The 12,476-nt window shown below is 57.9% G+C and carries 11 protein-coding genes; 3 read left to right on the top strand and 8 right to left on the bottom strand.

What is annotated here, in order from left to right; translation table 11 throughout:
* Nucleotides 1–170 precede the first annotated feature (170 nt).
* From GR197_RS15715 to GR197_RS15705, 3 genes are all read left to right on the top strand, one after another.
* Nucleotides 171–572 carry a DUF2934 domain-containing protein gene (locus GR197_RS15715; protein WP_204330229.1) on the top strand — a complete coding sequence of 134 codons (402 nt, stop codon included), beginning with the start codon at nt 171–173 and terminating at the stop codon, nt 570–572.
* Between the two features lie 38 nt (nt 573–610).
* A complete protein-coding gene (locus GR197_RS15710) occupies nt 611–862 on the top strand; it encodes a hypothetical protein (RefSeq protein ID WP_164011115.1) in 252 nt (83 codons plus the stop codon).
* Between the two features lie 336 nt (nt 863–1,198).
* Nucleotides 1,199–2,473: an O-antigen ligase family protein gene (locus GR197_RS15705; protein WP_164011113.1), complete on the top strand. Its 1,275-nt coding sequence runs from the start codon at nt 1,199–1,201 to the stop codon at nt 2,471–2,473.
* An 80-nt stretch (nt 2,474–2,553) separates the two neighbouring features.
* Here the strand turns inward: GR197_RS15705 and GR197_RS15700 are convergent, their stop codons facing one another.
* From GR197_RS15700 to GR197_RS15665, 8 genes are all read right to left on the bottom strand, one after another.
* Nucleotides 2,554–4,548, bottom strand: coding sequence for a polysaccharide biosynthesis protein (locus GR197_RS15700; RefSeq protein WP_164011112.1), 1,995 nt, complete (start codon nt 4,546–4,548; stop codon nt 2,554–2,556).
* Between the two features lie 123 nt (nt 4,549–4,671).
* Entirely contained in the window at nt 4,672–5,238 is a 567-nt protein-coding gene (locus GR197_RS15695) for a sugar transferase (protein WP_164011110.1), read from the bottom strand.
* Nucleotides 5,239–5,512: 274 nt separating this feature from the next.
* Nucleotides 5,513–6,805, bottom strand: a complete 1,293-nt coding sequence (gene repC, locus GR197_RS15690; RefSeq protein ID WP_164011108.1) for a plasmid replication protein RepC — start codon at nt 6,803–6,805, stop codon at nt 5,513–5,515.
* 149 nt (nt 6,806–6,954) lie between these two features.
* Complete coding sequence (repB, locus tag GR197_RS15685; RefSeq protein WP_164011106.1) at nt 6,955–8,007, bottom strand: plasmid partitioning protein RepB; 1,053 nt, start codon at nt 8,005–8,007, stop codon at nt 6,955–6,957.
* Nucleotides 8,008–8,049: 42 nt separating this feature from the next.
* A complete protein-coding gene (gene repA, locus GR197_RS15680) occupies nt 8,050–9,264 on the bottom strand; it encodes a plasmid partitioning protein RepA (protein ID WP_164011104.1) in 1,215 nt (404 codons plus the stop codon).
* A 305-nt stretch (nt 9,265–9,569) separates the two neighbouring features.
* Nucleotides 9,570–9,809: a hypothetical protein gene (locus GR197_RS15675; protein WP_164011102.1), complete on the bottom strand. Its 240-nt coding sequence runs from the start codon at nt 9,807–9,809 to the stop codon at nt 9,570–9,572.
* 129 nt (nt 9,810–9,938) lie between these two features.
* Complete coding sequence (locus GR197_RS15670; protein WP_164011100.1) at nt 9,939–11,885, bottom strand: SARP family transcriptional regulator; 1,947 nt, start codon at nt 11,883–11,885, stop codon at nt 9,939–9,941.
* Nucleotides 11,886–11,899: 14 nt separating this feature from the next.
* Nucleotides 11,900–12,358: a helix-turn-helix domain-containing protein gene (locus GR197_RS15665; protein WP_164011098.1), complete on the bottom strand. Its 459-nt coding sequence runs from the start codon at nt 12,356–12,358 to the stop codon at nt 11,900–11,902.
* Nucleotides 12,359–12,476: the final 118 nt, after the last annotated feature.

Below are 12,476 nucleotides of genomic sequence, written 5' to 3'. Positions count from 1 at the left end.
TTCACTTTGCCAACTCGTGGTCGTCGGGATGACGGCATGACGTCCATCCGCAGGTTTGCCTGCTGGCGCCGCGAACGAAAGACGGGCGGGAAATTAGACCCCACGCCAGGGCATTCATTGTTTTGGAACTTAGAACGGCCGGGCTGGTTGAAAGAGCCAAGGAGACGCTCATGAAAAACCCAACACGACGCAAGACACGCGAAGCCCCGGCCGACGTCCGGCCGGAATTTCCATCCGCTGCGGACAGCCGCGGAAAGCGAGGCGTAAACGAAATAGACAAGCAGAGCGCCGGGTCGCCGACGGCCACCCGTGAGGAGGAGATCCGCAAAAAAGCATACTCGCTCTGGGAGAAGGAAGGTAGACCGGAAGGCATGCACCGGCATCACTGGACCTTGGCTGAGGATGAGCTCGATGCACATGAACTCGATGCACAGGGCGAGATCGACAATCCTCCAAATCTTGCGGCACTGCGAGAGGCCTCGCGCCAACATACCGATACCTTCCTCGTCAAAAGCGATCTCGAAGATGCCGATCAGCGCGAGGCCTCTCCCGGCACGCGCGAGCAAAGTTGAATTTTCAGCCGTTAGCCAATCTCAGGAAAGGTCCAGACATGGCCGACAAACAAAACTTGAACGCCGGGTTCACCGGAACGCCCTCCGAGCCGCCGGAGGGACTGACCAAAGCTGCGAGGTCGGCAGCCAACGGCGTGACGCGTGAGGTCTACGCCGTCGCTTCCGGCGTTAGGGATCACCCGCACACCGCAAGCGCATTGTTGCTCAGCACGGGCATTCTGGCCTTCGGCCTCGGCTACCTCCTCGGTCGATCATCGAACGAGAGTCTGACAAGCCGATATTGCCGATAGCGGTGACATTCAGTGCAGCGGCTTGCCGGATCGAAGATCTGTAGCGCGGCCCATCGACCATCGGCACCTTAGGAGCGGGGCTTCGCCGCACGGCGATCCCACATGCGATAAATGTCGTTCGACGATCAAACCTTCGAACAAAACCTGCACCTTGGGCGTGTCCACCGCTGAAGCTGGCTTATCTCGCATCCCGTCATTTCGTGGGCCACGTTCGCCCGTAGATCCTGTTGCTGGAATACCACTGGGAATAAAGCCATAGATTGTACGCAATCCTCGGCTTGACAGCCGTGATCCCGATCCTTAGCGAGACGGCATCAGCATGATCAGGATCGGCAAGTGAAATACCTCGAACAACTGAAGATAGCAGTGCTCTATCCAGAAGATGGGGCGGAAGGCGCACGCGATCGGAACAACCGCATTGCGGTCTTTTCCTTTGCAATCCTTCCCGGACTTTCGCCCAACTTCAACTTGTTCATTCTTCTCGCATCGATGGTGTGGGGCCTCTACTGTTTGGCGACCGGCAGCATGGCCTTGAACCTGTCGAAATCCGACCGACTCGTCGCCATTGGAATGTCGATCTACCCGCTGGTGATGATCGCCAGCATATTCGTCAATCCACCCTACTCCGAAGTACTGGACTGGATATTCCGGCTGCTGCCTTTCTTTTCGGTCTGGCTGTTATTGCCGCGAATGCGCCAGTCTCCCGATGGCCGCCTCGTGCCACTGTTTATTCTCAGCGCAGGCATCGGCATGATCGTTACCTTTCTCTTCAGTCTGCTGCAGATCATGTTTCTGATGGAGAGGGCAGAGGCCGGGACATCGAACGCTGCACTACTTGGCGTCATCGGCGTCCTTTTCGGGGGCATTGCGCTTCTCAACGTCCAATCGCCCAAGAGTGTTGAGCAGCGAATTGCCATACTGGGATATGCCGCCGGTCTAGGCTGCGTACTGCTTTCTGGAACGCGCTCGGCCTGGCTCGTCATTCCCGTTCATATCGTCATTTTTCTCTGGTATTTCCGCAAACACAGCTTCCATCTGAGTTTGCGTAGTCTTGCTATCACCGGCTCTTTGCTGTTTGCGGGACTTATTGCTTTGGGCAGTGGCCAAATCCTCCATCGCATCGAGGCCCTGCAGGAAAATATGGCATCGCTCGACCGCAGCGACGGCGAAGTCACGTCGCTCAGTGCACGGTTTGCTCTGTATAAAGGCGCAGTATCAGCAATCAGCAAGGACCCGCTGACGGGTTATGGCCCGCAAAACCGGATGGCTTCGGTGCTAGCGGAGCTGCCCGACAGCATAAGGCCGCAGCTGACCTATTCGCATGTTCACAACGGTTTTCTCACGGCGGGAATAGACGCCGGTATTTTCGGCATTGCAGCGCTTTCGCTGATGCTCGCGACGCCCTTGATCGGCGCGTGGAGAAAGGAAGCTGGGCCGGGCCGTGATCTGGCCATTGCGCTCGCACTGCTGCTCGTCAGCAGCTACGTCATAACGGGCAGCTTCGGCATCATGTTCAATCAGAAGGCGCTGGATCCGATCTTCGCCTATCTCGTCGCTCTTATTTGCGTGGATCGCGGCAGCACAGGCTTTGCGCCCGTCGTTCGAAACTGATGCATGTCGCCTGGGAAGGGTGCAAGGGTTCCGCGATAACGCAACGGATAAAAACAACGCGCTTTAACGTCTGTGATGGCTCACGCCGCCGTGTTGGTTTCGGCGCCGGTGAAAGCGAGATCTGAGACCTCACCCGTTGACGAATAGCCGGAAACGAGCTCAGCCAATGTCGCACGTGCGGCGAGCATATCGTTCCGATCCAATGCCGCATTGAGCGAATTGAGCCTTTTCAAAAGTTCCGGCCAGAACAGGAAATCCTCACGCGCTTTCATGATCCGGGGATGCTGAGTTGTTTCCGGATTATCCCCGATCAGCAGTTCTTCATAAAGCTTCTCACCGGGCCTGAGGCCGGTCACGGAAAGCTCGATATCCCCGTCGGGATTGGTCTCGTCGCGGACGGTCAACCCGGACAACTCCACCATCTTGCGGGCGAGATCGGCAATGCGAACGGGCTCGCCCATATCGAGGAGGAAAACATCGCCGCCCTCGCCCATGGCGCCTGCCTGGATGACGAGCTGCGAGGCTTCCGAAATGGTCATGAAATAGCGGGTTATGTCAGGATGTGTCAGCGTAACCGGGCCGCCTTCCTTGATCTGCTGCCTGAAAAGCGGCACGACGGATCCAGAGGAGCCGAGGACGTTTCCGAAGCGGACCATGGAAAAATTCGTTCGCATTCTGTCGGCCATCGATTCTGCTGAGAGCGCCTGCAGAACCATCTCCGCCAGCCGCTTGCTGGCGCCCATCACATTTGTCGGGCGCACGGCCTTATCCGTACTGATCAGCACGAAATTCGCCACGCCGCATTTACGCGCTGCGCGTGCCGCAACAAGCGTACCCATGACGTTGTTCTTGATGCCTTCCACGGCATTATGTTCGACAAGGGGCACATGCTTGTAAGCCGCGGCATGGTAGAGCGTCTGAGGCCGCCAGCTCTGGATGATATGCTCCATGCGATCCTGATCGCGGACGGAACAGAGGATTGGAACGATCTGCAAATTTTTATGTTCGAAGACGTCGGCCAGCTTCTGCAATTCCGCATGAATATTATAGAGCGCGAATTCGTTCTGATCGATGAGGATCAGGCTGGAAGGTCCGTTGCGGAGAATCTGACGGCATAACTCGCCACCGATCGAGCCGCCGGCGCCGGTGACCATCACCACCTTGTTGCGCATTGCCTTGTCGAGCAACTCTTGGCGCGGCGCGACCGCTTCCCTCCCAAGCAGATCTTCGATCTCGAGCTCACGGATATCAGAGACAGCGACACGTCCCTGAGCCAGCGCCGTGAGATCCGGAAGGGTGCGGACATTCACCCTGGCCTTGCGGATATGCTCCAAGATTTCGTTTCGACGCTGCCGTGACGCGGAGGGAAGAGCAAGAAGCACATTGTGCACGCCAAGGGCTTCGGCAAGCATCGGAAGATCCGAAGGATCGTAGATCGGCAATCCGCCCATGATGCCGCCCTTGAGACGCGGATCATCATCGAGATAGCCGACGACATTGAGTTCGGCATTGTTGCTCAAGGCGGCGGCCAATTGCCGTCCGGCATTCCCCGCCCCGTAAATCAGCACCTTCGCGACCGTATTCTTGTTGAGGATACGCTGGTAGGCGTCCCCAAGCCAATAACGGATACCCAGCCTCGACAGGCCGATCGCGATTAGCAGCAGGAAGGGCTGAAGAATACCAACAGTTCTCGGAACGCCAGGCACGCTGAGCGCCGTAAATATCGTCATGAAGGCGAGGCCGTAGATTGCGATGGCCTTCAGGACAGCGATGAAAGCGGCCAAATTCGCATAGCGGAAGATCGCCCGATACATACCCATGACGATGAAGATCGGCAGCGCCATGCACAAGGAAACCAACACCGGCAACCACTGTACGCCGGTCAAAACCGTCCACTCGTTCAAGCGGAAGCAATAGGCCAACCAGATCGTCAGAACGCAAAAGCTGGAATCCACCAGCAAAGCCAGAGCGCGTTTGGCAACCCGCGGCATCGCCAGCAGAGGGGTAACGAGCGCTTGCATCGGCATCAAGAACCATGCTGAGCGCGACGTCTCAGTGGGCGTATTGTCAGGCATTGCTAACCAGCGTCTCGTGGATCAATCGGACAAGCACCTTCTTGTCATTTTCTGCAACGAGCGCAACTGAAATAATCGGAAAGCAGAGTCTTCCGCACCGCTTATCTATCAGAAGTAGGTAACTTAATGCCGTATTCCCTTTCGGCGGATAACCTTCCCTGCGGTCAGGAACAGGACGCGCATGTCGAAGCCGAATGAACGCCGCTCGAGATATTCGACGTCGAATTTGACCTTCTCCGGAATCGGCAACTCGTCGCGGCCGTTGATCTGCGCCCAGCCCGTCAATCCAGGCAGCAACTCGTCGACGCCGTGGGCCGTGCGCAATCCGATCAGATCATTCTGGTTGTAGAGCGCTGGCCTGGGTCCAACGAAACTCATTTCACCCTTGAGAATGCACCAGAGTTGCGGCAGTTCATCGAGGCTGGACTTGCGCAAAAACGAGCCGATGGGTGTCAAAAACCGATCCGGATTTTCGAGCAGATGCGTAGCAACGGTTGGTGTGTTGACGCGCATGCTGCGGAATTTCGGCATCAGGAAGATCTGATTGAAGCGACCGACACGTTTCGACCAATAGAGGATTGGTCCGGGCGAAGTGAGGCGAACACCAAGAGCGACGATAACGATCGGAACGAGCAGCATCATCGAAGCAGCCAAAGCCAGGAAAAAATCCACCGCCCTTTTTAAACCCATGCTCCGCTGCTCTTTCCCGCCCACTGGCGGTCGCTATTTGCCACCCTTGCCGTATCGTCAAAAAACCATTTCGCGTCAACTGTGTGATATCGTATTCCCCTGTGGGCCGGGTTTGTCAGTGATCGCCCCGTCCTCCGCCTCGCTCCTCAGAGGTGGCAGACCTTAAACCCTTGATCCGGAAACGAGAAGCTCCCATTCAGAAGTTATCTTGGACTTCATTTCCGTCACAATCCGTTAACCATAACGTCGCGTCGCAGGCAAGATTCGGGAATCTTCATCCTGTCTTCTCTCGGATCGGCGAATTCGTGCGAGCAAGCGCCATCAACATCGGCCCGATGGCGAATTCTCCCCTCTCCGCCCGGCGGGTCAGATCGCGCAAATAGCCGCCGGCGGAGTTGATATGCCCTGCCCTTTCGAGGACGCAGGCCATGACGGTGGCGGCATTTTCAGCACCCATGATCTCGCAGGCCTGCTCATAGGCCGACGGACTGACGCCGAGCATCGACCGAACGACCACGGCCGCGGCCATCAGGTCGCGCCAGGTGCCGATCGCGCCCCGAGGCCCATAGGCCATGATTTCCGGGCAGGCCTGCAGCACCAGTCCCAGCGGGAAGGATCGGAGCGCAGCGTTGGCTGCAGAGGCGGCGTGCGTGCCCGAGACAGGGTCGATCTTTGCCTCATCCTTTTGTATTTGTTCTGTCGGTTCGGCCCGACCTTCCGATCCATCTTCCGCCGTCGCGCCCTGCTTCGTTTCGAAGCTTGGTTCAAGTTCAGTGATAGATTGTGGGTTTGAATTCTGTATGTGCCGCTCAGTGTGTGGGGCATTGCCGCCTTGATTGTAGGTTTTAACCTGCATTTCCAACTGATTGACGATCTCTTCGCGCAACATCTCCAATTCGTCGAGCGTAGCGGCGATTTGTTCGGCGGACGGAGACCGTGGCAGTTGCTCGACGACACTGCGAAAGTGCAGATGAATGGCACTCCAATTTCCAGCAGCACCCTCCTCCAATGCCATCTCAATCAGCTTGGCAACGTCGCGCCGGCAAAGCGTCAGACGTTCTCTTAGCCGCTGCAGGTGCAATCGCTCCGCCACTACCTCCGCCGCCAGCCGCTCGATCTCCTCAGCGCGAACGAGCAGCGGCGCCAGCGAGAAGCCGAATGCTTCGCGCAGTTCTCCACCCAGCTCCTTGCGGGCGTAACGCTTGCCGTTCGGGCTATCCTTGCGGATCAACAGCCCGGCATCGACCAGGGTCGCCAGATGCCGCCGGATCGTCTGTTCCGCCATTCCATGCGCGCGCAGGGAGAGCTGTGCATTGGAAGGAAACACGATGAGCCCGTTGTCTTCGCAGAGTTCTCCCTTGGGATAAAAGCTCAGCAAGGCGTTCAGGATGGCGAGCGCCCGGTCGGTGATGCCGAGCAACGGCCTGGCCTCGCACAGCGCACGATAGAGTTTCCACTTGTCAATTGATTGGCCGGGCTCGATTCTCCGAGTAGCCGCCTGGCTTGCTAACATGCCAAGCGTCATCGACCGCCGCCCGAAGGGCGTCGTCACACTTCCGCTTTCCATTTTCTTCGCCTTCTACAAGGCAAAAGATCACGGCTCACCAAATTCGGTGCCAAAAACTCTTGACTATGATTCGCGGAAATGTGATTCTCTGGGTGTCTAGATCAGAGAGGGCTTCCGCGACGGCAACGTTCGGGGGCCTTTTCTTTTGCTTATTGATCTCCGTTGTTCGTCAAATCCTGTGTCTTCTCGAACGCCTCGTAAAGACGATCCAGATTGCTTGCGATATAAGCTCCAAAGGCTGACGCCTTTTCCGCCTTCAACGCTATGGTGAACTGTTTCCCGTCATCCTTGATCTTCGCCTTGACCGCGCCGTCCTTGCGCTGCCAAGCGCGCGCTGCGGGCTGAAGCGACGCTAAGACCGGCGCGGGTTGTTGCTTCCTGCTCATGTGGGCAACCAGCATATCGAAGCGCGCATCCGGTTCCGCGGCCCCAAATTCTGCCGACTTGCTGAACTCTATCGCCCGAGCAGAGATGTCTTCGGTCTCGAATTTTACCGACAGATCGTGCCAGCGGTCACGACCGATCATTTTTGCCGCACCAATTGCGGTCAGGACTTCGGTTGGGATCCGTCTGGTGACAGACATCATCTTGGAAACCGTCGTCTTGTCGGCGCTGAGCGCCGACATGATTGTTTCCCTGTCGAAACCCAACGTGTCGAGCTTGTGGGCGAACATCGTCCTCTCAATGAACGAGAGATCGGCGCGCGCCGAATTCTCCTGGCCCTGCGCGATGACATGGTCGCGATCGTCAAGCTTTTTGACCACAGCGCGGACAGGTCTGCCCAGCTCTTTGGCGGCCCGAGCGCGACGGTGCCCGAAGGCAATCTGATAGCGGCCGTGCTTTTCCGGATGCGGGCGAACCAGGATGGGCGAATCCTGGCCACGCAGGCGGATCGCCTCGACCAATTCGCGAAACTGTTCGTCGGTATGCGCCAGCCGGTCCAAAACGAACGAATCTTCGATCAGGGCAGGGTCGAGATCAATCACCGTTTCGCCAGTCGCCAGCTTCTCCTCGATGGCTTTGGCCGCATCCGCCTTGGCAGCCAGTGCATCGATGCTGCGCGTGACCGCACCAAGAGCGCCGATTCCCTTAAAGGCAATCTGCTGTTTCTCGTCCCTTTGGGGAGGCTCATCCTCATTGTTTACCGCAGTAAACTTCTTGGACTCGTCCATCAGGCCCGAGAGAAGATTTTTACGCGCCATCAGCCAAGCCCCTGCCCCAGTTTACTGCAGTAAACTTCTCGGTCATTTCCGCCCCCAGGCCTTGTGAACGAGGTCGACGATCTCATTGTTGACGGCATCCATCGCCTCCATGGCGCGGTCGTAGGTCGCGCGGGTAAACTGACTCCGCTCCACCTCGTAAAGCGTCTGGTTGGTCATCGCCGCATCGGAGATTGCGACGCTGCGCAACATCGGATTGGTCAAAACATGGTTCTTGAACATCGAACGCATGAAGGCGACCATCTGGGTTTGGGGGCCATCCTGCGGGTCGTAGCGGGTAACGAGATAACGCAGCCAGTCAAGGTTCATGTTGCCGCCGGCGCCCTTCAGCGTATTCAGCACTTCCCCGAGCATCTGCAGGAATTGGCACATCGACATGACATCGAGCATCTGAGGATGGACGGTGATCAGAACCGCCGTTGCGCCGCAAATGGCGCTCATCGTCAAAAAGCCGAGCTGGGGAGGGCAGTCGATGATGACGACATCGTAATCGTCGGCGACCGAAGACAGCGCCTCGTCGAGCCGGGCAAAGAAGACGCGCCCATAGTCGCCGGCCTTGCCCTGCGCAAGCACCCGGGGCGTATCATGCTCGAATTCCATCAGCTCGAGATTGCCCGGCACCAGATGCAGGTTCGGGAAATTCGTCGGCCGGATGATCTCCCTCAGCGGCCGCCGCTGATCGTCATAGCGAATGGCGGCGTAGAGCGTCTCATTCTCGTCGACGTCGAACTCAGGCTGAAAGCCGTGAATGGCCGAGAGAGATGCCTGTGGGTCGAGGTCGACGGCAAGGACGCGATGACCCGTCAGGGCAAGGTGCTGGGCAAGATGCGCGGCACTCGTCGTCTTGCCACTGCCGCCCTTGAAATTGACGACCGCAACGACCTGCAAATGTTCGTTGCCTCGGCGATGACTTAGGTAGTGGGTTCCGGCGCGCGCATTGTGTTCCAGGAAGCTGCGCATCTCTTCCATCTGCCCGGCCGTATAAGATCGGCGCCCGGACGCGGTGACCTGCGGAAGAGGGCCCTTGCCCTCCAGCGACAGGTTGCGGAGATAGCCGCTGGTGACGCCGAGGAAGCGCGCTGTTTCAGCAAGCTGAAATTCCCGCAACCCCTTCAGAGCGCGCGGTGGGAACATTTCGAGCCGATGCTGCTTCAGCTTGTCGGATAGCTCCTGCGCCTGACCAATGATCAGCTGGTCAACATCGGAAATTGCTTTTTCTATCTGCGGTACCATATTCATGGAAATCTCGAAAATGCGATTTGAAAGCCCTGCGAGCCTAGAAAGCGCATTTAGTCCCGATTCTGGGAGAGTGGCAAGGCAAATAGGGTTAACAAGACCCTATCGCTGGGTTGTCCAATCTTTTTCACGGGCTTGGACGGGCCGCCGGTCGCGCTGCCGGCGGGGCAATCGCGTATTTGCAGATCGAATCAAGAACAAAGACCGCACCGGCATCGTAGCCGATCCGATATGGGAGAATCGATATATCGATTCTTGCCGCAGGGTGAGGCAAGCTGGCAACCACGAGCGGGTCAACGGTGACGGGTTTAGTGCCGTGTGCCGAGAAGACTGCCATCCTGACCGTTTTCGTCGGACAGGGACACGCCGCTTCTGTCGAGATCCTGCATCAGGGCACCGAGCGCAAGGTCCAAGCAATAGGCGGAGAATTCGGCGTTCAGGTCTTTGGCGTTCTCTCGGGCATAGGCAACGAGCCTGGCGAGCGAGACCAGCTCCTTGAGCTCGTCGTCACTTTTCGGCGTGAACGTTGCTTCGGCTGCATCGTGCATTTGAGAATCCTCCGTCTTGCCTGGCCAGCGCATGCCGACAGAACAAAGACAGCTTAATCCCCTTGAACGAAAGACGCGCGTGACACGGGCGTGACAGGATTTGTCGGCCTAAAGCTTTCGCCGTCAGCCTCAGAAACCGGCCCTGCGTAGCGCCTCGCGATACTGTTCCTTCTGCCATTGCTCCTTGAAAGGAACGACTGAAAGCCATTTGTCGACATCGAAATCCGGATAGATCTCGCGCACTTTGCGCATATAGATACGTGCGTTTTTCATATCGCCGAGCATCGCCCAGCAGGCAGCCGAAAGCCGGTCGGCGGGTGTGCGGTCGTCCATTGCCGTGATTTTCTCGAGCGCCTCGGCATAGTGGCCGAGGGCGAAATTCGCGCCCGCCGCCGTCCAGAGGTAGTCGGTCGGTGTCAGTGGGTTGAGGGAGATCGCCCGCTCGATCTTGGCCAATGCCTCGGCAGGGCGCGACGCATGGACGAGCGTATCGGCATAACTTGCAATGCCGTCGGCATAGTGCGGGCTCAGCTCTTCCGCGCGCTTCAACGCCACGACGCTTTCGTCAAGATCCCCGAGATAAAGTTTGGCAACGCCAAGCTCACGAAAGCCGGCTGCAAGCGAAGGATCAGCGACGATCGCGCGGTTCGCATATTCCTCCGCAAGTCCGAGCAACTCGCTGTCGCCCCGTGCCGTCAGCAACCATTCGACGAGAAAGGTACGCGACAATCCGCTGAGCGCAGGAGCGAAATGTGCGCTGTGCTGAAGCGCCTCGCGGAAAGCCTTTCGGGAGCGGCGAACATCGGGGAGGGCGAGCCGCTTGATATCCCGCAGACCGATGAGGTAGCTGTGATAGGCAGCCGAGTTGCCCTCGAAGGAATCGCGCATGGTTTCATGCCGGCGAACCTGCCCGGCAAGCTCTCGAGCGATCTGCCGGGCGATGTCGCGCCGGTGACTTATCAATTCGTACTTCTCGAGGCTGAAACGTTCGGCCCAGATGACTTCATCGCTGCCGGCATGGATCAGCTGGACAAAGAGCGCACGATTGCCCGCACGATCGGTCAGCCTCGTGTCGAGAACATAAGTAATCGAATGACGCAGGATCAGGTCGGTTCTGTCGGCATTGCGTGCGATCCGAGCGGCCGTGTGGGGCGCCACCACCGAAACCGTGTTCAGGGCGCAAAGGCCGATGGTCACGTCCTCGATCAGCGCTTCGGAAAGCATCGGCGAGGCGCCCGCATCGGTCCCGCCCGGCGGCAACAGCACCAGACGGGGCAGGGGACCAGGAACTCGAACTTCGCCGTCGCTGAGCGGCATCGCAGCGCTTTGCGAAGATTGACCGCCGGCAAAGATTTTGCGGACCTCTGCCAGCGCCTGGACATCAAGGCCGATATCGAATTTGCTTCCCGGCTGATGTTTGCTGGTCTCGAAAAGCCGGCGCGCTTTCTCCAATTGTCCTTCGGACTCGTAGGCCTCGAGAAGGATACGACGAATGTTCTCGTCATCCGGGGCCTCGCGAAAAATCCTAAGCGCCGCCTCCTTGATCAGGCTCACATCCTCTCGCGACCGGGCCGCGGGCAGCGCCGTCTTCAGCGCATCCACCAGGATTGCCATATGCCTGTCGCGCTGGCCGGCGATCCATTGCCGCGTACCGACGCTTTGGTCGGCGAGCCCCGCCAGGAAATCCTGGCGAAAGATGGTAACCAGCCGCCGCAGCTTGCCAAGAGCGTCGTCGCCGTCGGGGTTGACGAGTTCGGAGAGATCCCCAGCAAATGCGTCCGGCCTGACCCGAACACCGGTCGCCGAGAAGATCAGAAGTTCGGTACCGAGCTGGGTCTGACGCGCCTGGACACGCGATATGGTCTTGCGCAGGTTGGCCATGATGTCAGAATTGTCATGGCTGTCCCACAAGAACCGCGCCAGCGCCGAGCGTGGAAATTCGCTCCCAGCCCCTTCGCGCAGATCACGGTCCAGCAAATAACAAATCGCCAGTAGACCCTTTTCCGGAAAAGCCGCTGGTTTCCCGGCCGGGTCGATCAACCGCAACTCACCAAATGACTCGAGCCGGAGTTTCATGAGAATATGCCTGACTATTCTCCAAGCGGAAGGGTGATATCCGCTGCAGAGGCGGCCAATGTTACACTGCGGCTTTCCGTCTGCGCCATTGCCTTCACCAGTGCAATGACCGATTCGCGGATTTTCCGGTCGGCAATCTTCAGAAACGCACGATTGAGCACCAATCCCTCTTTGGTTCTGAGGAATTCGACGACCGGATCAGTGTTTGCGGGCAGTTCCAGCCCTTGCAACGTCAACGGCTCGGAATTTTCCTGTTCAAAGAAGAAGCTCGGCGACGTATGAAGAACCTCGGCTATGCGCTGCAGACGGCTCGCGCCGATGCGGTTGATGCCCTTCTCGTATTTCTGAACCTGCTGGAAGGTCACGCCGATTTGGTCGGCAAGCCGTTCCTGGCTCATTCCGAGCAACTGCCGGCGCATTCTAATGCGCGCTCCGACATAGCCGTCTATCGCATTCGGTGTCTTGACATTCATCGTGTGTTTTCAGCCTCAATCGCATTTTCCATCTTCGCAGCTGTAGTATCCCGCGCCACAGTTTTCCATGGTTGTTTTTACATCGTAGGCTATATACGCCGCGATGGCGATCAATTGT

This window comes from Rhizobium phaseoli (genome assembly GCF_010668805.1).
GTDB lineage: Bacteria > Pseudomonadota > Alphaproteobacteria > Rhizobiales > Rhizobiaceae > Rhizobium > Rhizobium phaseoli_A.
The sequence above is the reverse complement of the archived record's forward strand: the minus strand, read 5'-3'. Positions and strand labels throughout refer to the sequence as shown.